The sequence below is a fragment of the Bradyrhizobium quebecense genome (genome assembly GCF_013373795.3).
Lineage (GTDB): Bacteria > Pseudomonadota > Alphaproteobacteria > Rhizobiales > Xanthobacteraceae > Bradyrhizobium > Bradyrhizobium quebecense.
In genome coordinates, this window is the sequence record NZ_CP088022.1 from 2100614 (window position 1) to 2121516 (window position 20903).

Sequence of the window (20903 nt, forward strand, 5' to 3'; positions counted from 1 at the left end):
GTCGCCGCGCTCGCCCCGCGCGACAGGGGCGGGCAGGCAGCGGAGATCACTTCACGAGGGTCAGCAGCGGCTTGTCCTTTTCGACGATATAGGTCGCAAGCTCGCTGGCGGTGACGCTGCCGACGTTCCTTGCCGCATGGATCGTACCTGCGGGGATGAACAGCACGTCGCCCGCCTTCAGCGTTGCCGGCGGTCTGCCGTCGACATCGTATTCGAGCGTGCCGGCGAGCACATAGATGATCTCTTCGCCGGGATGCGTATGCCGGCCGAATGCCTTGCCGGGCGCGATGTCGACGCGCACCTGGACGGCTTCGCGTCCGGGTGCGCTGAGGTCATGGCGCTGCAAATCGGTTCGCGTGAACCCGGCCGGCTGCTTCGCCTGGGCCGTCGGTATCGTCAGGAAACTTCCGGCGATCAGGGCCGCTCTTGCGAGCAGGCGCGTCGCCGTCATCAGCTTGCTGGTCATCTTGAGCTCCGGGTTGTCTTCTGGACTTGTCCGACCGCGGACCGGCCGGCGGCCGGTTCGCGTCGGAAGTTGTCATGCGATGGTCTCAGACAAGGGTGGTGGTGACGTCGATGTTGCCGTGGACCGCCTTGGAGTAAGGGCAGATGCCGTGCGCGGCTTCGATCAGCTCCTGGGCAACCTCACGCTCGACGCCGGGAACGTGGACGTTGAGGCGCGCGCTCAGGAAGAAGGCGCTACCGGCCTGGTTGAGATCGATCTCGGCGTCGACCTCGGGCTCGCTCGCGAGCTTGATCTTGCGCTGTCCGGCGGCGAGCTGGATCGCGCCGATGTAGCAGGCCGACCAGGCGGCGGCGAACAGGTTTTCGGCGGCCGGGTGCGGCTGCGGCAGCTTGACGTCGAGGAAGCCGTCGCGCGAGCGGGCGGCGCCGTTAGGGCCGGCGGTGACGTGGGTCTTTCCGGTAACGAGAACCTTTGCATTGGCGGTCATGGCGAGCTCCTTTGAATATGTATCGTGTCCGATCTAATCGGATGCGAGTTGAAATAGGCCTCGCGCTTGACCATGTCAAGCACTTCCGATTTAATCGGATGCGATTTATATTGACCGAGACTTCACAAACTCCGGAGACGCCCGTGACCCGCACCGCCAAGGCCGAGACCAGGGGCCGAAAACTCTCGAATTTTCTGTGCTTTGCGGTCTATTCGGCCAATCTGGCCTTTGGCCGCGCCTACAAGCCGATCCTCGACGCGGTCGGCCTGACCTATACCCAGTACATTGCCATGGTGGCGCTGTCGGAGGCGGACGAGCAGACCGTGAGCGCGCTCGGCGAGAAGCTGTTCCTGGAATCCAACACGCTGACGCCGATCCTCAAGAAGCTGGAGCAGAGCGGCTACATCAGCCGCGTCCGCGATCCCGCCGATGAGCGGCAGGTGCGCGTGAGCCTGACGGCGGCGGGCCGGCGCCTGCTCGACAGGGAGATCAACGCGTCGCTGGTCGACGCCACCGGGCTCGGCGACGAATTTCCCATCGTGCAGAAGAGCGTGGTCAGGCTGCGCGACAATCTGCTGCAGCACACGCGCGGCGATTCGAAGAAGGGCTGATGCTGCGGCAACGCCGCGCCGGTGCATCACGACGTGCTGCCGGATCAAATTGTAACGGGCTGTATCCGCGCCGCATCGTTCCGCATTTTCGCCACGGCGCAACCGGCAACTCCGCTCCGCTTCTGGATGACGCGGAGGAGAGTTCGACTTGCGCAGAATGTTGCCATCCGTTTGCGGGATGATCGCGACGGCGAGTTTGCTTTGCACGGCAGTGCCGTTTGCGCTGGCGCAACCGGCTTCTCCGGATCGAGCACAGCCTTCGCCGCGCGCGGGCGACGATCGTTCGCCGGCGATCGCGGCCGAGATCTGGGACGCCAATCATGATGGCGTTTACACCTGCGACGAGTGGAAAGCCTATCTCGGGCGGCTGTTCGATCGCGCCGACCGCAATCACGACGGAAATCTTGCCCCGGCCGAGTTCGAGGGCGTTCGCCACGCCGGCGGCCCGCTCGCTGATGCGGATTTCGGCTACTTCGACGAGAACCAGGACGGCAAGATTACCCGCCGCGAGTTCGTCGAGAAGCCGAACGAATTCATTCTGCAGAACGACAAGAACGGCGACTGCCGCGTCACGCCGGACGAACTGAAGGATTCTGGAACCGAGCAGAAGCGGCCGGGCGGCAGGGGCAAGCGATCCTGAGGTTCGGTCTAGCCGGACACGAGCTCCGGAAGCGCGGGGCGAATCGGGCTTGCCGTGCTCCGATCCGATCCAGGATGCACGGCCCCTGGCAATCTGATCCGGACAAGCAGGCCGTGCGGTGCGTTGTCGTGCAGGGAGAGTTCGCCGCCATGGCCGCACACCATGGCCTGAGCGATCGAAAGGCCGAGCCCGAAGCCGCTCTTCTCGTCCATGGTGCGGGCCTCGTCGCCGCGGACGAAGGGCTTCAACATCTCGGCCCGGCGGTGCTCCGGAATCCCCGGGCCGTCGTCCGATACGTCGATGGTCGCTTGATCGGCGGATGCGGTCAGCCTGATATCGACCTCGCTGCCGAACCGCAGGGCATTCTCCACCAGGTTCGTCACGGTCCGGCTGATATCGCTGGGGCGGATCAATAGTGAAGCCCTGAGCGGGCCGTGGTAGCGCACGACATGGCCGCAATCGGAGAACTGCTCGCTGATCGTCTGCAGCAGGGCGGCTACGTTCACAAGGGTCGGCTTCGCCGCGCTGCCGCCGCTCAGGAATGACAGCACCGATTCCAGCATGGCCTGCATCTGGTCGAGGTCGTGCAGGGTCTCCGCGCGCTGGGCGTCGTTCTCGATATATTCGGATCTGAGCCGCAGCCGGGTGATCGGCGTCCGCAAGTCGTGACTGATGGCGGCGAGCATGCGCGTGCGGTCATTCATCAGCGTGGTGATGCGTTCGCGCATCCGATTGAGTGCGACCGCTGCGGCACGGATTTCCTCCGGGCCGGTCTCGGCAAGCGGAGCGGCCGCCTGGCTGATGCTGAAATTCTCGGCGGCGCGGGCAAATGCCGAGAGCGGAGCACTGAGCGCGCGGCCGGCCCATACGCCGAGCAGCGTGACGCTGACGAACAGGAACAGGAATGTGCTGACCCAGAATACGCCGAAGAAGGGCGGCATTCTCGTCGGGCCGATCGTCGCTTCGAACAGGGCCCCGTCCGGCAACCGTACCGCCGCCGGCGTGGTCTTCGACGAAAGCTCATCGACATCGTCGACGCCTGATATTTCGGACGAAGCATCGCCGGACGAGCCTGGAGCTACGTCGCGCAATGTGAAGTGCAGCCGGGGAAACGCCCGATCGGCCGCCTGCAACAGCATTGCGCGCTCGGCCGCAGGGGTCTCGGCGAGAAGCCTGGCAACCAGCTGGAACTGATGGATCGGCCTGTCCGCAAACGATCTCGGTTTCTGGCTGGTGAAATAAAGCCCGATCAGCGCATGGATCAACACCAGCGAAAGCAGGACCAGCGCGGCGATCTGGCCGCTGATCCGGTGGAAGCTGAAGAGCGCGGCAATCCTGCGGGTCCAGCTCATGCATCCTCCACATGCGGCGTGAAGATGTAGCCGCCGGTGCGCACCGTCCGGATCACCGACGGTCCTTCGCCGATATCGAGCTTGCGGCGAAGCCGGCTGACGAGCACGTCGATGCTGCGCCCGAAAGGGCTGGCTGGCCGGCTGCGCGTCATCGTCAGGAGGCCGTCCCGCGTCAGGATCCGGCCGGGCCGCTCGCAGAAGGCCTGCAGCAGGTCGAACTCCGCGCTGGTCAGCGGGACCTGAGCGCCGTCGGGATCGCGCAGTTCGCGCAGGCGAAGATCGATGGTCCAATCCTGGAAGCGCAGGCGCGCGGCGCTCTGGCCGGAGCGTCCGGCGAGGCCAGCCTGGGCCTGGCGTCGCAGCACCGCGTTGATCCGCGCCAGCAGCTCGCGCGGATTGAAGGGTTTGGCGAGATAGTCGTCCGCCCCCATCTCGAGCCCGAGGATCCGGTCGAGGTCCTCGCCCTTTGCCGTGAGCATGATGATTGGAATCGTCGAGTCGCTGCGAAGGCGCCGGCACAGCGTCAGTCCGTCCTCTCCCGGCAGCATCAGGTCGAGCACAACAAGATCGAGGGAGTGTCCGGCAAGGTAACGATCCATTTCCTTGCCGTTCGAGGCGGTGGCCACCAGGCACGATTGGTCGCGCAGGTAACGGGCAATCAAGTCTCTGGTTTGCAGATCGTCCTCGACGACCAGGATCTTCGGAGTATGTGCGAGCATGGTTTGCGACTGGGCCTCGTCATCAGGGCATTTGCGCGCGTTGCAGCGCGCTGGCTTAGCCACCAATCGACCAGCATGCGCATCGCTTGTGGGCGGCATTGCGCCTTTTCGTAAGCATAGTGTTTCTGAACTGTAAGCGGCGCTCGCGGCCGGAAACAAAACCGGGACCGGGGCTGCGTCGTGCAGCGCTCACAGTCCCCAATCACTGGAAATAATCCCGCAATCCAGCAGCCACACCGCAGCCATCACGATCTCGTCACAACGGGTGGCTTGTTCGCGAGGTGTGGAATGAAGACGTGGCGAAGCTTTGTCGCGGCGATTGTGCTGACGGGATTTTCGATCCCGGCGACGTCAGTGATCTGGCCGGTGACTTGGCCAGTCACTTGGCTGTTGTTGGCGCCGGTGGCGGCCCAATCGGTTGATGCGATCGCGATCGAAGGCAATCGGCGGGTCGAGGCGGAGACCATCCGCTCCTATTTCAGGCCGGGGCCGGGCGGTCATCTCGATCAGGCTGCGATCGACGACGGGCTCAAGGAGCTGGTCGGGACCGGGTTGTTCCAGGACGTCAAGATCAATCACACCGGCGGACGGATCGTCGTCTCGGTCGTCGAGAACCCGGTGATCGACCGCGTCGCGTTCGAAGGCAACAAGAAGGTCAAGGACGAGCAGCTCTCGGCCGAGGTGCAATCCAAGCCGCGAGGCACGCTATCGCGACCAATGGTGCAGTCGGATGCGCTGCGGATCGCCGAGATCTACCGCCACTCGGGCCGCTACGACGTGCGTGTCACGCCCGAGATCATCGAGCGTTCGAACAACCGCGTCGACCTCGTCTTCACCGTCGACGAGGGCGCCAAGACCGGTATCAAGACCATCGAGTTCATAGGGAACAACGCCTTCACGGCTGCGCGCCTGAAGGATGTGATCAAGACCCATGAAACGAACTTTCTGAGCTTTCTCGGCAGCGCCAACATCTATGACCCCGACCGCGTCGAGGCCGACCGCGACCTTATCCGCCGCTTCTACCTGAAGCACGGCTATGCGGACGTGCAGGTGGTGGCCGCGCTCGCCGAGTATGACCGCGAGAGCAAGGGCTTTCAGGTCACGTTCAAGATCGAGGAGGGACAGCAGTACCGCGTTGCGACGGTGAGCTTCCGCTCGAATATTGCGGGCTTCGATCCGGGCATCCTGCGTTCGCTTTCGCGGGTCCGCGAAGGCTCGCTGTACAATGTCGAGGCGATCGAGAAGTCGGTCGAGGATATGCAGATCGAAGCGTCGCGCCGCGGCTACGCCTTCGCGGTGGTCCGTCCGGACGGCGACCGGAACTTCGAGGCCCACACGGTGGGAATCATGTTCCGCGTGGAGGAGGGGCCGCGCACCTATATCGAGCGGATCGACATTCGCGGCAACGGCCGCACGCGCGATTACGTGATCCGACGCGAGTTCGATCTCTCCGAGGGCGATGCGTATAACCGTGCGCTGGTCGATCGTGCCGAGCGGCGGCTGAAGAATCTGGACTACTTCAAGACGGTCAAGATCACCACCGAGCCCGGCTCATCGAGCGATCGGGTGATCCTGATCGTCGATCTGGAGGAGAAGTCGACCGGCGACTTCTCGGTCTCGGGCGGTTACTCGACGACCGACGGCGCACTCGCCGAGGTCAGCGTCTCCGAACGCAATTTGCTCGGCCGCGGCCTGTTCGCGAAGGCGACGGTCAGTTATGGCCAGTATTCGCGCGGCCTGTCGCTCTCCTTTGTCGAGCCGTATCTGCTCGACTACCGCATCGCGCTCGGGCTCGATGCGTATTACAAGGAGCAGCTGCCGACCGACTACACGACCTATGGCGTGAAGACGATCGGGTTCGCGCCGCGGCTGGGTCTCGCCTTGCGCGAGGACCTGACGCTCCAGCTGCGCTATTCGCTCTATCAGCAGGAAGTCTCGCTCGATAGCGCCTATAACAACTGCAACAACAATGCCTCCAACACATCGCTCGCGTTCAATCCGACGCCCGTTTACATCAAGGATGTGCTCGGCGGCGTCGATCCGACGAACTCGGTCTCATCAGGGCTCTATGGATATGGTTGCTACGGCGACGGCGAATCCACCTTGCCCGTGCGCAAGGAGCTGGCTGCGGGCGCGACCTGGACCTCGCAGATCGGCTATACGCTGACCTACAACACGCTCGACAACAACAAGAACCCGACCGACGGCCTGCTGATCGACTTCAAGCAGGATTTTGCCGGCGTCGGCGGCGACGTGACGTATCTCAAGAGTGCGGTCGATGCGAAATACTACACGCCGCTGGTGTCCGACCTCATCGGCCTGATCCATCTGCAGGGCGGCGTGCTCACCAAGGTCGGCGACAACGATCTGCGCATGCTGGATCATTTCCAGATGGGGCCGAACCTCGTGCGCGGCTTTGCCACCAACGGCATCGGGCCGCGTGACATCACTTATGCGAGTTTCGGGGCGGTCGGCGATGCGCTCGGCGGCACCAAGTACTGGGGCGCCTCGTTCGAGCTGCAGATGCCGTTCTGGTTCCTACCCTCGGAGGTTGGGCTGAAGGGGGCGGTCTACGCCGATGCCGGCTCGCTCTGGGGCTACGAAGGACCGACGTCGTGGACCGCGACCGGCGAGGTCAACACGCCGGCGTGCCCGACCTGCGGCTTGCAATACGACGACAACAACGTGGTGCGAACCTCGGTGGGTGTCGGCCTGATCTGGGCGTCGCCCTTCGGTCCGCTGCGCTTCGACTACGCCGTGCCGATCACGAAAGGCAAGTACGACATTGTGCAGGAGTTCAGGTTCGGCGGCGGGACGTCGTTCTGATCGGGCAAGCCTGCCACCTGCCGACGAGGCCGCGGAGTGACGGTCTGATCAGTCTATCGATGCCGCGCTGCCGCCGAGCGTCGCCAGCACGAAATCTGCGCGCTCCGACGGAGACGTCTTCGGCAGGCTGATGACGTCGTAGCCGAGCATGGGAAGCGTCTCCGTCAGCCGCTGATACTCCGCCGTCGCCGCCTCGAAGTCGTGCCGTCGCTCCGCGTCGGTAACGTAGATCTCGGGCCATGGCGGCGTCATGAACACGCGCGCGTGGTAGCGATGGTCGGAGCAGACCGGGTGCAGCTCCGGTTCACCCGTCAGCGCCTCCAGCGCCGACGCCGCGTCGACGAGGCCGCGATCGAAGAACACCCATCCGGATTGAGCCTTGGCGATCGCCATATCCTTCAGCGCGACGTCAATGGCGCGGCGCAGGAAGGCCGCGGTATCGACCCAGGGCAGGGCGTTGCCGCCCGACACAAGCTGCTCTGCGATGATGCGGCGGCCGGCCTCTTCGACGACGGGATAGCCGCGTGCGCGCAGTTCCGCCAGCAGGGTCGATTTTCCGCCGCCGGAGCAGCCGGAGATCAGGACGAAGCGATTTTCCAAAGCGTATCCTTTCAGTAGGCATGAAGCGGGCGTGATCGCGCGCCAGCTACGAGAATGGGCACCTCATCCAAATCGACCTATGGGTGACGGCCCGGAGGTATCTCTACGAGCAGCGCGACGATAGATCGCGACACTTGAGATAGGCAACGCGCTCACGGTGAAGTCTGCGAGTGATTTCACGATTCGCGTTCAGCATTTGGAGGACATGCTATGGCTGCGTGGCAGGCTGCTGAGGATCTTCCGTCCAAAGCGCAAATCTATGATTATTGGAAGCATCGGCTTTCCAAGTTGTACTTGCACGTAGAACCGAGCAAGCCTCGCTGCTGGGCTTGCGGATTTCACTACAGCGCAAGGTACGACATCAAGCGGCCCGAGGTAGGTTGGGACGAGATACTGCGACGTTGGAACCGAATTCCTCTTCAGCGCTGTCACATAATCCCCAAGTCGCTCGAGGGGAGCGACAAAGTGTCAAATCTGTTCTTGCTGTGCCGCGAGTGCCACGATCTGATGCCAAATACGAGTATTCCCGAGGTGTTTTTCAGATGGGTTCGTGCACAGAACTGGGAGTTTCGTGAAGACGCCAAGATTAGAGATGCGATGAGAGCCTTCGGCGTGGACGGGTCCCGTTTGAGACATCTCGAACGGGTGATCCGGTCGTCCGGGTTCAGACGCTGGATCGCGGGCAAGTTCGGTTTGCATCGTCCACAATCGAACTACGCGCCCATCTCTTCGCGGCTCACGCCGGCGACGTATGTGGGGTTAGCAGTCCTTTATCATCGCGAATGGGCGGCAAATCTCGGAGGCCGCGTGGCGAATCCGCAACGAAGCAGTAGCCGCAAGTGATCGAGTGGTTGAGCTCTTAACCAATCTTTTCGAGCCACGCAGCTAAATTTGGCTGAGATTCCGCCTGCTAGCGGTATGAATCGAGGACACATGGCTCCCCGCTCGATCACCTGCATCACGCTCGCGCTGCTGCTCTGCGGCGCCGCGCTTCAGCCGTCAAGTGCGGCGGAAACCGGCGGACCGATCCGGGTCGGCGCCGTGCTGCCGTTTTCCGGCGGCGTCGAGCTCTACGGCGAGCAGGCCAGGCTCGGGCTCGATCTCGCCGCTAGGGACATCAACGCGGCGGGCGGCATTCTCGGCAGGCCGGTCGAGGTGATCTATGCCGATGACAAGACGCGGCCGCAGGCTGCTGCGGAAGCGATGCGCTCCCTGGTCGAGAAGGACGGCGTATTGGCCGTGGTCGGCCCGATCACCTCGCAGAATTTGAATGCGCTGGTGCCGCTTGCGGAGAGCTCGAAGACGCCGCTGCTCTACGCCACCAATTACGAGGGCGGCAAATGCAGCCGCTATCTGTTTTCGTTCGGCGCGGTGCCGAACCAGGAGCTCGGCCAGCTGCTGCCCTACATGACGCAGACCTTCGGCAACACGTATTTCCTGCTCGGCGCCGACCGGGTCTGGCCGCATCAGATGTTCGGCATCGCGCAGCCCTTGATCGAGAAGCTCGGTGGCAGGGTGGTCGGGACGAGGTACACGCTGGGGACCGAGACGGACTTTTCTCCGCTGATCAAGGAGGTCGCGGCGAGCAAGGCCAAGGTGTTGCTGTTCGCGCTGAAGGGCGACGGGATGGACTTCATCCGGCAGGCCGACGAGGCCGGATTGCTGAAGGAGATCACCGTCGCTTTCCTCGGATTGTCCGAGGTCGATCTCGGTATCTTCCGGGGCAAGGGCCAGAACATGGTGACGGTGGTGCCGGCGGTCGCAGCGAGCGAGGATCCGGCCGTGAAGGCGTTCGTCGCAAAGGCGCGCGCCGCCGCGAACCCAGGCGTCGCAGTGTCGAACTATGTGATGACGCACTACAACACCCTGATCGCACTCAAGGCGGCGGCGGAGAAGGCCGGCAAGCTCGACAAGGAGGCCATCATCGACGCGATGGCTGGCCTCACCATTGCGTCGCCGACCGGGCCGGTGACGCTCGGCCGGCATCATCACGTAGCGATGAACATGTTCATCGCCAAGACGCAAGGTACCGAGCTCGTGCAGGTTCGGCCACTCGGCGTGATCGCGCCGCAGCCCGGATGCAGTTTGGCTGGTCGCTGACGCTCGGCCGGGCATGAGCCTTTGAAGGCCGCCACGCTCGCAAAAAAAAGTGAGCCAGGGCGGTCGTCCGCTGTCGGTTCCACCCCGGTTCGTTCGTCTTTCAGCCAGAACGCACTGCATGGGAGTTCCGGAATGACCAATTCAGCCTATCGCTGGGTGATCGTCGCGGCCGGCGGCCTGCTTGGCTGCGTCGCGATCGGCGGCATGTTTTCGCTGCCGGTGTTCCTGCAGCCGATGGCGCGGGAGACCGGCTGGTCGGTGACCGGCATCTCCAGTGCGATGACGATCGGCTTCCTCGCAATGGCCTTCACCAGCATGATCTGGGGCACGCTGTCGGACCGCTTCGGGCCGCTTCCGGTGGTGCTGACCGGATCGGTCGTGCTGGCGGCGAGCCTTGCGCTGGCAAGCCAGGCACCGTCGCTGCTGGCATTTCAATTTCTCTTCGGCGCGCTGGTCGGCGCGGCAACGGCCGCGATCTTTGCCCCGATGATGGCCTGCGTCACCGGCTGGTTCGACACCCATCGCAGTCTTGCCGTCTCGCTGGTGTCGGCCGGCATGGGCATGGCGCCGATGACGATGTCACCGCTCGCGGCCTGGCTGATCTCCCACCACGACTGGCGGACGTCGATGCTGATCGTCTCAGGCGTGGTCGGCGCAATCATGATCCCGGTCTCGTTCCTGGTGCGCCGCCCGCCGGCGCTGCAAGGCGGCCACGCTGAAGCGGCGAGCACGAATGGTGAGCCGTCGATGTCGCTGGCGCAGGCGCTGCGCTCGCCGCAATTCATCATCCTGATCGCGACCAATTTCTTCTGCTGCGCCACCCATTCCGGGCCGATCATCCACACGGTGAGCTACGCGGTCACCTGCGGCATTCCGATGGTCGCGGCAGTGACGATCTACAGCGTGGAAGGGCTCGCCGGCATGGGCGGCCGCATCGCCTTCGGCCTGCTCGGCGACCGTTTCGGCGCCAAGCGCGTGCTGGTGCTGGGGCTGCTGGCGCAGGCATTCGGCGCGCTCGGTTATGTCCTCGTGCGCGAGCTGGCCGCATTCTACGCGGTCGCGGCGATCTTCGGCTTCATCTATGCCGGCACCATGCCGCTGTATTCCGTGCTGATCCGCGAGAATTTCCCGCTGCGCATGATGGGCACCGTGATCGGCGGTACCGCGATGGCCGGCAGCCTCGGCATGGCGACCGGTCCCTTGGCCGGCGGCCTGATCTACGACACCTTTGCGAGCTATACGTGGCTCTATGTCGGCTCCTGGGCCGTCGGCCTCGGCGCGTTCCTGATCATGATGACGTTCCGGCCGATACCGGCGGCGCGGCCAACGGCGGTGCCCGCGCCTGCGTAAGTCCGGTGCGCGCGTGAAGTCATTTGCTTCACGCGCGGCTGCGCTTTGGCCGTCGGATGGCGCGCACCTTGTTGTTGGTCGAGCCGCTGCCGCAGAAGAACCGGTCCTTGCCGTCAGACTCGAGCCCGGAGACGAACACGCCCTGCGGCATCTCGAGCCGTTCCATCACCTCGCCGTTCTGCGGATCGATGCGCCTGATGTCGCTCTGGTCCTCTTCCCAGGTGCCGTGCCAGAGTTCGCCGTCGACCCAGGAGACGCCGGTGACGAACCGGTTGCTTTCGATGGTGCGCAAAACCTTGCCGGTTTCCGGATCGACTTGAACGATCATGCGGTCGCGATACTGGCCGACCCACAGCGAACCTTCCGCCCAGGCGAGACCGGAGTCGCGGCCGCCGCCGGGCGAGGGGATCGTTGACACCACGCGTCCGCTGTTCGGCTCGATCTTCAGGATGCGGTCCTCGGCGATCTGATAGAGGTGCTTGCCGTCGAAGGCGGTGCCGGCATGGGCCGCGATGTCGAGGGTGCGGGTGGTATTGCCGCTGTCGGGATCGAAGGCGACCAATCGGCCGCCGGCCGCGAACCAGACCTGCTCGCCGTCGAAGCTGACGCCGCCGACGCTCTCGACGCCTTCGAAGGCATATTCCCGGATGATTTCGGCTTCGGACTTCTTCATGCGGCGCTCCTGGTTGTTGTCTTGACGCGTTTCCTTGATGCGAAGGGGTATCCACTTCGCTCGAAAACGCGCTGATTGCTCCCTGATGCTAGCCGTTCGGCAGCGGGGCAGGGAGTAACAACGTCGTCGTGAATCCCGGCACCGGGGGCGTCATCCAGCGCCTTGCGCGGGCGCGGCCGACCGACTCCACCTTGCCGGTGGCGGCCAGCGCGTCGAGCGCGCGCTGCACGGTGCGCTGGCTCGCGCCCAGCGCCACCGACAGCGCCGAGCTCGACCAGGCCTCGCCGTCGGCGAGGAAGGCCAGCACCGCCGCGTGTTCCTCCTCGACCGGCAGCGCCAGCACGGTGACCTCGCGGCGGCCATGCGGCTCGAGCACAAAGCCGTCGGGTGTCGCGCTGAGATCGGCGAGCGGCAGCAAGGCCCGGCGCAGGCGTCCGATCTCGACCCGCAGCCGCGCACGGTGCGATTCATCGGCATGCTTGCCGCGAAACGCGCGTACGATCAGCGTGCCGCGCGAGACGTCCTGCGGCCACGCTTCGCCGAGCGCACGGGCGAGCGCGAACAGCACCGGCCGCCGCGTCAGCGAGACCGTGGTCCGGGAATCACGCACGACGTAGCGGCAGGCATCGACGACGAGCGCCTTCGATGCCATCAGGACCTCGACCTCCTCGAGCAGCAGCGGCCGCTCATGGCCGCGCGCGATCAGGCGCGCCGCCGGCGTCGCGAGCAGGCGCGCGGTGCTTTCGACCTCGGCCGCAAGCTCGGCGATGCCGGCGCGGCGCGCGGCATCCTTTGCCCGTGCAAGGGCCTCGCGCGCCGGCTTGGTCCGCAGCCGCCGCATCGCGATCCCGGCGACGACCAGTTCATGTCCGACCCGCAGCGCCGGCGGGAAGGGCGCCGGGTCGAGGTCATCAAGCATGCGCTCGGCCGCATCGAGGCTCCCAATCAAGAGCAGGCGGCGGATTTCGAGATAGCCGGCATGGGCAGCGTTGAGCGCATCGCCACGCGCCGCGAGCGTTGCGCGCGCTGCCGCGAGGCTTTTTCTCGGAAAGGAAAGGTCGCGCGACACCAGCGCGATCTCCGCTTCGGCCACCACGCAGCGGGCCCGCGCGATGGCTTCACGCGGACCGAAGGCGCGGCGCGCGCGCCGCAACAGCTCCTTGGCGCGGGTGAAATCGCCAAGCCGGGCCATCGCGATGCCGCGCAGCGCCAGCGCCGGCGCATCGTCGCGCAGCGCTACCCGTTTCAGTGCGCCGAGGGGATCACCCGCCGCGAGCGCGCGCGCCGCAGCCGTAATCAGCGAGTCCATTCGAATCCCGACACACTTGTCACTCTCGTCCTCCGAGGCCCGGTCCTAACCTAGCACATGACGACATGGATCATCCCCAGAGAGATCGAATGATGACCGGAATCGAGACACACGAGGATTGGTTGAAAGGCCGGTTCGGCGGCCGCGGTGCCATGGTCGCGCGCTGGCTGTCGCTGGCGGCGGCGCCGACCTTCGCCGTGATGGCGCTGGTGGCCGCGCTGGCGCCGGCCGACACGATCTGCGGCGCCATGCAGGGACCGCTCTCGTTGCAGGGGATGGTCCCGATGTACGCGCTGATGAGCGCATTCCCTCCGGCAGGGTGAAGACCGCGCAGGGCTGTGCGATGCCGCGCGGCCGGTGTGAAGGCGCGGGTCCCGATCCAGCCGAGGGTCGGTCCATTCGGCCGCGTTCCGATCGTGTCCTCGTGGATGGGGCCGGGCGCGAGGCTGTTGAGCCAACGCCGGCCGGCATCCCCGGATCCGATCATAGCGGGCATTGCAAAGGGTTGTTCCGGCGCGAACCCGAGCGCCTCGATCACCTCGCCATTGCCGGCGCGCCACAGCCAGGTGCGCCGGGCGATCAACGGGTGCGGAACTTCGAGCGTCAGCGCGCCGCCGGCAAGCGGCAGGCCATCCGTGATAAGATGGCTACCCAGATCCGCCAGCAACCGGTTGGCGCCCGCGGTCTCGGCGGCGGCGTCGACCAGCCAGCTCAACGTCGAGGACAATTGCATCACCCCATCATGGGGTTGATGCGCCACCCTTGTCACGAATTATCCCTGAAGACCCACCGTCAATGGAGGAAGGATCGATGACTGAAGCCTTCATCGTTCAACGCGAGATCCAGATCGCGGCGCCGCCCGCAACCGTGTTCGCCTTCCTGACCGATCCACAGAAGATCGTGAGCTGGATGGGGCTCGAGGCCGAGACTGAGCTGCATCCCGGCGGGCTCTATCTGCTCAAGGGCGTCTCCGGCGATCTGTCGCGGGCGGCACGCGGCGCATTTCGCGAGGTCGTGCCAGTGCATCGTCTCGCCTACAGTTTCGGCTGGGAGGGCGGCGCCGAGGTGCCGCCGGGATCGAGCCTGATCGAAATCGACCTGATCAACAAGGACAGCGGCACGCTGTTGCGGATGACCCATAGCGGCCTGCCGAACGCCGAGCAGTGCGCGAGCCATAGCAAGGGTTGGACGCACTACCTTGCCAGGCTCGCGCTCGTTGCCGCCGGTCGCGATCCTGGGCCGGACCGCGGTCCGGCGCAGGGCAGTTAGACTGCGGGCGTCCGCCGACCGCAATGTGCCGCGGCCGGCGACAAAGGAAGGTGTGGAAGCAGGGCAGGCACTCGTCGATGCCGTTTGGCCGACATATTCCGCCTGCTAATGGTGGATTGTCCCGGCTCCGCCACGCTCCTGGAAACCGCAATCCTTGATGCCCGACGTTCCGAACCTTTCCGAGCGACTGAAACAGAAGGACATCCTCGGCTTCTTCAGCCGGTCGGCTGTGGACAAGGCCTTTGCCTACCGTGCTCAGGGCCGCGTCTCGGCGTTGGTGGTCAGTCCGGATCTCACCCGCGTGCAGGCGCAGGTAAGCGGAACCGAACGCAAGCCCTATCAGGTCGATATCGAGCTGGAGTTCGACGGCAATCGACTGGTCGACGTCGATGGCGATTGCACCTGTCCAATGGCCGTGAACTGCAAGCACGTTGCCGCGACGCTGTTTGAAGCCTTGCATTCGCCTGTACGGGCGACCGGCGTGGCACCGCAGCAGCCGCGAAGCGCCGCGGGCAACGGGCAGTCGCGACCTGACGCGGTGCTGCCCTACCAAATCGCGGAATGGATCGAGACGGTCGGCCGGTCGATGCGGAACACGGAATATCCGCACGATGTCACACAGCGGTTGCTCTACTACCTGCAGCCCGAGGGGGTAGGGGGTGGTACCCCCTGCATGGATGTGTCGCTGGTATCCGTTAAGATCCTGAAGACCGGCGAGTTCGGCAGCAAGGTGTCGCAGCCATCCTTGAACGAATTTTCGGTCGACCGTGCACCGAAATATTACCTTGGTTCCGACATCGACATCCTTGTCAGGTTGTCCAGCGAGTTTCGGTCCGGCTATACGTCCGGCCGACGCACCTATTCGGCTGATGTCCTGAAACAGGTCGTCGCGACGGGGCGGGCGTTCTGGCGCGATCACAGCGGTGCGCCGCTGCAATGGGGCGAGCCGCGGGACGGTCGCATCGCGTGGCGTCAGGTCACCAGGGACGGCATTGCTCCGCTGCTGATCGTCGAGGGCGCAACGGCGCTGAATGCCGAGCCGCCGGTCTACATCGACGCCGCCGCCGGATTGATCGGGCCGATCACGTTGAATCTTCCGGAGCGGCTGAGCTGCCGGCTTCTGTTGGCTCCAGCCATCCCGCATGCCCATGTCGCGCAAGTCGTGCAACGCCTTGGCCAGAAGTTGCCGAGCCTGGATCACGGCTGGTTGCCCGCGCCGCCGGCCGCCGCCACCAAGATCGACATGGACCCAAAGCCGCTGCTTCGTTTGATGTCGGGGCGCAAGGCGGCTCATGCCTACTACTACTATGGCGACGGTACGCCCGACCGCGTGCCGGTGGCCCGCCTCAGCTTCCGCTACGGCCCGGTCGAAATCGAACGGTCGGAAAGCGCCCACCGCGTGGAGCAGTTCCGGGACGGAATTCTCTACGTCGTCGCGCGACGCAAGGCCAAAGAGAAGGAGATGACTGCACGACTAACCAGTCTCGGCCTGGTCGAAGTGAGATCGGCCTTCCTGCAGCTTGATGTCGCGCATGCGTATGATCTGACTTTCGCGCAGTCGACCGATTGGCTCGACTTCCTCAATGTTGATGCGGCCAATTTGCAGGCGGCCGGTCTCGAAATCCGCATCGACGACGATTTCCCGTACCGGCTCGCGACCTCATCCGGGGTGTTTGATGCCGACTTCGAGAGCAGCGGCATCGACTGGTTCGAGCTTGCGCTCGGGATCGAAATCGACGGCGAGCGCCGCGATCTCGCCCCGCTCGTGGCGGCGCTGGTATCGCAACCGGGATTTGCGCCCGAGACGGTCAAGCAACTCGCGGAGGATGGCGATAGCGTCTACCTGCCGTTGGCTGACGGCCGCTATCTGGCGCTGGCGGCCGATCGCTTCCTCCCGCTCGTACTGGCGCTCCATAGCCTTACTCTGAGCGGAACCTTCGTCGCTACCTCGGGAAAGTTCCGGCTGTCGCGCGCACAGATCGTGCCGCTGCTCGGTCTCGAAGCCGATCACTTCGTCTTTAGAGGAGCAGATAGTCTTCGCCGCATGGCAGGGTTGCTCGGCGCCCGCGGATTGCCTGATCCGGTCCTGCCATCCGATTTCAATGCGGCCTTGAGGCATTACCAGACGCAGGGCGTGGCTTGGCTCGACCTGCTCAGGGAAAGCGGCTTGGGCGGCGTGCTGGCGGACGACATGGGATTGGGCAAGACCGTCCAGATCCTGGCGTTGCTGGCGCTGGAGAAGGCGCGCGGTCATCTGACGGATCCTGCGATCGTCGTCGCTCCCACAAGCCTGATGACCAACTGGTTCAACGAGGCGCGCAAGTTCACCCCAGGCTTGAGGGTTCTCGTCCTGCATGGTCCCGACCGCAGGCAAAGTTTCGAAGCGATCGGCGATCACGATCTTGTTCTGACGACCTATCCATTGATCGCGCGCGATCACGAGGTGCTGCTGGCGCGTGAATGGCACATCGCGGTGCTGGACGAGGCTCAGACCGTCAAGAATTCCAACGCGGTCACGACGCGGCGGCTCCAAGACATCCGTGCGCGGCATCGCTTCTGCCTGACCGGCACGCCGATGGAAAATCATCTCGGCGAACTCTGGTCGATCATGAGCTTTGCCATCCCGGGATATCTCGGCGATCGGGCGGCGTTCGCGCGCAACTGGCGGACGCCGATCGAGAAGCGTGCCGACGTCGGACGCGCACGGGCGCTGACGCAGCGCATCCGCCCGTTTTTGCTGCGGCGGACCAAGCAGGAGGTGGCCGCCGAGTTGCCGCCGAAGAGCGAGTTCACCGAAAGGGTCGTTCTCGAAGGCAACCAGCGGGAACTCTACGATGCCATCCGTCTGTCGATGTCAGAGAAGGTCCGCAAGGCGATCCGGGAACGCGGCCTGGCCAAGAGCCATATCGTTGTGCTCGAAGCCCTTCTCAGGATGCGCCAGGCCTGCTGCGATCCCGCGCTGCTCAACCTCGACGACGGCGTCAAGCGTCCGTCTGCAAAGCTCGATCGGCTGATGGAGATGATCGAAGAACTCCTGAGCGAGAAGCGCAAGATCATCGTATTCTCGCAGTTCACCTCCATGCTGGCATTGATCCGCAAGCGCTGCGACGCGCTCGCCATCAGGTACAGTGTGCTGACCGGTGAAACGAAGGACCGCAGGCGCGTGATCGAGGAGTTTCAGGACGGCGTCACCGACCTGTTCCTGATCAGCCTGAAGGCCGGTGGTGTCGGACTCAATCTGACCGCCGCGGATACCGTGATCATCTTCGATCCCTGGTGGAATCCCGCGGTCGAGGAGCAGGCGATCGACCGTGCTCATCGCATCGGGCAGGACAAGGCCGTTTTTGTCTATCGGCTGGTGGCTACCGGTACGATCGAAGAGAAGATGGACGAACTCAAGGCCCGCAAGCGCGCGCTGGCCGACAGCATTTTCGATTCGCAAGGACGCATCGGCGCCGCGCTCACGGAAGAGGACGTCCAGGCATTGTTCGCGGATTGAGCATGGCTTCGTCCCGGCTGATGAGGGCCGGGGCGGGCTGGCCGATTTCACGTCGGCCATTTCGAGCCGAGGATGATCGAGCAGAAGTTCACCCGTGTGTAGTTCATGTCCTTCAGCGCAAGCACGTCGGCCTTGACGTTACCGAAGGTGGTCAGCGGCTTCTTGATGGTGCCGGCCGCGAAATGATCGATGATGTTCTCCTTGAAGTTCGCCTCGCGCGGATGATGCGCGCAGACATGGTCGCGATGCTCGTGCGAGAAATCGTCGTAGGCGATGCCGAGCACGTCCATCTCGACGCCGGCGGTGACCAGCGCGATGGTCGGACGCATATGCTCGGGGATTCCGGGCGTGGTGTGTAGCGCGATCGAGGCCCAGACGTCCTCGATGTCGCGTTCGGCGACGCCGTAGCCCTTGAGGAAGTCGCGTGCGGCGTTGGCGCCGTCGACCTCGAAGCGCAGATCGGGGCTCGCATGTTCGGCGGTGAGGCCCATGTCGTGGAACATGGCGCCGATATAGAGCAGCTCGGGATCGAACTTCAGCTTGCGGCGATTGCCGGTGAGCGCGCCCCAGAAGAACACGCGGCGGCTGTGATTATAGAGCAGGTCGTCCTCGGTATCGCGGACCAGCTGGGTCGCGGCGCGGGCCATGGCGCTGTCGGGTACACGGATGCCAGCGATGATCTCGGTCATTTCAAGACGCTCCTCGATATGGCAAGACGATACCGTGGCGTGCGAAACACGCGGGGCGCGCCAGCGCTCGTCTCTACGGTGTGTTCGGATCGCCTCGTGGCGTGATCCGTGGTGTGCTTGTCGCCCGTCTTGGCCTGATCCCGCAACGATCGTGCGCCGCCGGATCTGGCCAACGAGACATCGTTTCGCGCCACAGGCAAGGAAAGGCTGGGGCAGGGAGAAGGCATGGCGGTTCAGAAGGTAGCGATCGCGATTCACGAAGGGGTTCAGGCACTCGATATCGCGGGCCCCGTCGACGTGTTCGCGGAGACCAACGGTTTTGTCGCTGATGGCGACGGCTATGAGACGGTGCTGGTCGGCGCCAGCCGCGAACCGCTGCGCGCATCGAACGGCATGAAGATATCAGCCGACCTCAGTTTCGATGAGGCAGACGAGAAATTCGACATCCTGCTGGTTGCCGGCGGACCGGCGTTGCCCGATACCGAGCCGGATCCGGCGCTGACGCAGTGGCTGCGCGGGGCGCCCGCGCGCGCCGAGCTCTACGGTTCGATCTGCACCGGTGCCTTCGCGCTCGGCCATGCCGGGCTGCTCGACGGGCACAAGGTGACGACGCATTGGCAGAACGCGCAGCTTCTGGCGACGTGCTTCCCGGCCGCCGAGGTGATCTTCGACCGGATCTATATTCGTGACGGCAGACTGATGACTTCTGCCGGCGTGACCGCGGGCATCGATCTCGGTCTCGCGCTGGTCGCCGAGCGTCATGGGCCGCAGGTGGCGGTCGCGGTGGCCAAGCGGCTGGTCGTGGTGGCGCAACGCCAGGGTGGGCAGTCGCAGTTCAGCCCCTATCTCACCGCGCCGGTCGACGAGGATTCGCCGATCGCTCGCGCGCAGGCGCACGTCATGCAGCGTGTCGGCGAGCGCCACACCCTGCAAACGCTGGCCGAGGCCGTCGGCATGAGCGTGCGCAATTTCGGCCGCGCCTTCGCGCAAGAGACCGGCCTCACGCCGCATGAATTCGTCGAACGCGCGCGGGTCGACGCCGCGCGCCGGCTGCTCGAGGGCTCGGACCGGCCGCTGAAGGCGGTTGCGTTCGACTGCGGGTTCGGCTCGGCCGACCGGATGCGCATCGTGTTCAGCGAGCGGCTCGGCGTGTCGCCGGCGCAGTACCGGGCGAGTTTTCGCAAATTGTGACGCCGTTCATGGAGCGGAGCATGCCGCCAGCATAGGATCGAAATTGCCCTTGCGAGCAACACATCTTCCCCGGGGAGGACGTCATGGATGCGCTCACGCTCTTCATCATCCGTCACGCCGAAAAGCCTGATGATGGCTGGCCGGGGCCCGGCTTCACCGCGGACGGTGTGCCCGATACCGAGTCGCTTGTCCTGCGCGGCTGGCAACGCGCCGGCGCATGGACCGCGTTGTTTGGCACCGACCTCGCCAAGGGCGACTATGTCAAGCCTGACGCGATCTATGCCGCGACGCCCGGCACCACGCCCAACCGGGGGCCGAGCAGCCGTCCCGCTGAGACGATCTCGGCGCTGGCGGCGCGTCTTGGTGCGACGCCCAACGAAGGTTTTGGCAAAGGTGATGAGCCGGCGCTGGTCAAGGTGCTGCTGGCGCTGCACGGCGTCGTGCTGCTGTGCTGGGAGCACAAGGCGATCATCGCCGACGTCCTTCCGTTGATACCAGTCAGCAGGGGCAAGCCGCCCACCAAATGGGACGCCAGCCGGTTCGACGTCGTACTGCGCTTCCATCGCGCCAAGGGCGACGACAAGTTCGCCTTCAAGGAGCTGTTTGCAAAATTGCTGTCGGGCGATTCCGACGAGCCGCTGGGTGGCTGAACCGCGCTGCGGCTCGGCCCGTCAGTCGAGCCCGAGCGCCTTGCGCGATTTGCGCGTCAGCTTCGCGGCGATCAGCCCATGCGCCTGGTCGAGATAGGCCTTGAGCTCGGCGTCGGGCAGGGCGTCGTTGCCGACCAGTTGCACCCATTTGGCACGCGCCAGATACGGTGCCGGCCGCGCGAGCTCCTGCTCGATCAAAAGCTGATAGGCCATGTTCGAGGTCTTGAACATGAAGCCGCCGGTGCTCGCGATGAAGCCGCCGGCCAGCGCGAACATCTTGCCGCCGACCTTGAACACCGACGTGCCTTCCCATTGCACCACCTTGGTGGCGGCGGGCAGGCGCAGGCAATGAGCTTCGAAGGTTTTTGGGCGCATGAGTCGGAGGGCTGGCGGGGCATCAAAGCCATAGGCCAGCCGCGCGAAGACGGGCAAGCCCGGCGTAAATCGCCAATCCCGGCCAGTACCGGTCGCT

Annotated in this window: 19 protein-coding genes and 1 pseudogene; 10 read left to right on the forward strand and 10 right to left on the reverse strand. The window is 64.7% G+C overall.

Annotation, left to right across the window (positions count from 1 at the left end; translation table 11 throughout):
• Nucleotides 1–46: 46 nt before the first annotated feature.
• On the reverse strand, nt 47–451 hold the full coding sequence (locus tag HU230_RS09765; RefSeq protein WP_207840923.1) for a cupin domain-containing protein: 405 nt from the start codon (nt 449–451) through the stop codon (nt 47–49).
• Nucleotides 452–551: 100 nt separating this feature from the next.
• Nucleotides 552–953: an Ohr family peroxiredoxin gene (locus tag HU230_RS09770; RefSeq protein ID WP_173642333.1), complete on the reverse strand. Its 402-nt coding sequence runs from the start codon at nt 951–953 to the stop codon at nt 552–554.
• Between the two features lie 143 nt (nt 954–1096).
• On the opposite strand from HU230_RS09770, the gene HU230_RS09775 reads away from it, so the two are divergent.
• Nucleotides 1097–1564 (forward strand): MarR family winged helix-turn-helix transcriptional regulator, encoded by a 468-nt coding sequence (locus tag HU230_RS09775; protein WP_176531849.1) that lies wholly within the window; start codon nt 1097–1099, stop codon nt 1562–1564.
• A 157-nt stretch (nt 1565–1721) separates the two neighbouring features.
• Entirely contained in the window at nt 1722–2204 is a 483-nt protein-coding gene (locus HU230_RS09780) for an EF-hand domain-containing protein (protein ID WP_224944130.1), read from the forward strand.
• Between the two features lie 8 nt (nt 2205–2212).
• Here the strand turns inward: HU230_RS09780 and HU230_RS09785 are convergent, their stop codons facing one another.
• Both HU230_RS09785 and HU230_RS09790 read right to left on the reverse strand, forming a co-directional pair.
• Nucleotides 2213–3556 (reverse strand): ATP-binding protein, encoded by a 1344-nt coding sequence (locus HU230_RS09785; protein WP_176531847.1) that lies wholly within the window; start codon nt 3554–3556, stop codon nt 2213–2215.
• Nucleotides 3553–4275: a response regulator gene (locus HU230_RS09790; RefSeq protein ID WP_176535078.1), complete on the reverse strand. Its 723-nt coding sequence runs from the start codon at nt 4273–4275 to the stop codon at nt 3553–3555. Before HU230_RS09790 ends, HU230_RS09785 begins: the two co-directional genes overlap by 4 nt.
• 288 nt (nt 4276–4563) lie before the next feature.
• Here HU230_RS09790 and bamA point away from each other — a divergent pair, with 288 nt between their 5' ends.
• Nucleotides 4564–7101, forward strand: a complete 2538-nt coding sequence (gene bamA, locus HU230_RS09795) for an outer membrane protein assembly factor BamA (protein ID WP_176531846.1) — start codon at nt 4564–4566, stop codon at nt 7099–7101.
• Between the two features lie 48 nt (nt 7102–7149).
• Here the strand turns inward: bamA and HU230_RS09800 are convergent, their stop codons facing one another.
• Nucleotides 7150–7701 (reverse strand): AAA family ATPase, encoded by a 552-nt coding sequence (locus HU230_RS09800; protein WP_224943145.1) that lies wholly within the window; start codon nt 7699–7701, stop codon nt 7150–7152.
• A gap of 210 nt (nt 7702–7911) precedes the next feature.
• Here HU230_RS09800 and HU230_RS09805 point away from each other — a divergent pair, with 210 nt between their 5' ends.
• From HU230_RS09805 to HU230_RS09815, 3 genes are all read left to right on the forward strand, one after another.
• Nucleotides 7912–8544: an HNH endonuclease gene (locus HU230_RS09805; RefSeq protein WP_224943148.1), complete on the forward strand. Its 633-nt coding sequence runs from the start codon at nt 7912–7914 to the stop codon at nt 8542–8544.
• A gap of 90 nt (nt 8545–8634) precedes the next feature.
• Nucleotides 8635–9801, forward strand: coding sequence for a substrate-binding protein (locus tag HU230_RS09810; RefSeq protein ID WP_176531844.1), 1167 nt, complete (start codon nt 8635–8637; stop codon nt 9799–9801).
• A gap of 132 nt (nt 9802–9933) precedes the next feature.
• Nucleotides 9934–11151, forward strand: coding sequence for an MFS transporter (locus HU230_RS09815; protein ID WP_176531843.1), 1218 nt, complete (start codon nt 9934–9936; stop codon nt 11149–11151).
• A gap of 28 nt (nt 11152–11179) precedes the next feature.
• Here HU230_RS09815 and HU230_RS09820 read toward each other — a convergent pair whose 3' ends face one another.
• The 3 genes and pseudogenes from HU230_RS09820 to HU230_RS09830 all read right to left on the reverse strand — a co-directional run.
• Nucleotides 11180–11824, reverse strand: coding sequence for a Vgb family protein (locus tag HU230_RS09820; protein WP_176531842.1), 645 nt, complete (start codon nt 11822–11824; stop codon nt 11180–11182).
• Between the two features lie 88 nt (nt 11825–11912).
• Complete coding sequence (locus tag HU230_RS09825; protein ID WP_176531841.1) at nt 11913–13133, reverse strand: helix-turn-helix domain-containing protein; 1221 nt, start codon at nt 13131–13133, stop codon at nt 11913–11915.
• A gap of 358 nt (nt 13134–13491) precedes the next feature.
• Nucleotides 13492–13866: pseudogene (locus tag HU230_RS09830) on the reverse strand (adenylate/guanylate cyclase domain-containing protein); the annotation flags it as partial.
• A 77-nt stretch (nt 13867–13943) separates the two neighbouring features.
• Here HU230_RS09830 and HU230_RS09835 point away from each other — a divergent pair.
• Entirely contained in the window at nt 13944–14402 is a 459-nt protein-coding gene (locus HU230_RS09835) for an SRPBCC family protein (protein ID WP_176531840.1), read from the forward strand.
• 157 nt (nt 14403–14559) lie between these two features.
• Nucleotides 14560–17901: a DEAD/DEAH box helicase gene (locus tag HU230_RS09840; protein WP_176531839.1), complete on the forward strand. Its 3342-nt coding sequence runs from the start codon at nt 14560–14562 to the stop codon at nt 17899–17901.
• Between the two features lie 47 nt (nt 17902–17948).
• On the opposite strand, the gene HU230_RS09845 is transcribed toward HU230_RS09840, so the two are convergent.
• Nucleotides 17949–18590, reverse strand: coding sequence for an HD domain-containing protein (locus tag HU230_RS09845; RefSeq protein WP_176531838.1), 642 nt, complete (start codon nt 18588–18590; stop codon nt 17949–17951).
• A 225-nt stretch (nt 18591–18815) separates the two neighbouring features.
• Between HU230_RS09845 and HU230_RS09850 the strand changes: the two genes are divergently transcribed.
• Together HU230_RS09850 and HU230_RS09855 are read left to right on the forward strand one after the other, a co-directional pair.
• Complete coding sequence (locus tag HU230_RS09850) at nt 18816–19781, forward strand: GlxA family transcriptional regulator (RefSeq protein ID WP_176531837.1); 966 nt, start codon at nt 18816–18818, stop codon at nt 19779–19781.
• Nucleotides 19782–19864: 83 nt separating this feature from the next.
• The gene (locus tag HU230_RS09855) at nt 19865–20431 is read left to right on the forward strand and encodes a histidine phosphatase family protein (RefSeq protein WP_176531836.1); all 567 of its coding nucleotides are present in this window, start codon (nt 19865–19867) and stop codon (nt 20429–20431) included.
• A 21-nt stretch (nt 20432–20452) separates the two neighbouring features.
• Here the strand turns inward: HU230_RS09855 and HU230_RS09860 are convergent, their stop codons facing one another.
• Nucleotides 20453–20806 (reverse strand): MmcQ/YjbR family DNA-binding protein, encoded by a 354-nt coding sequence (locus tag HU230_RS09860; protein WP_176531835.1) that lies wholly within the window; start codon nt 20804–20806, stop codon nt 20453–20455.
• Between the last annotated feature and the right edge of the window lie 97 nt (nt 20807–20903).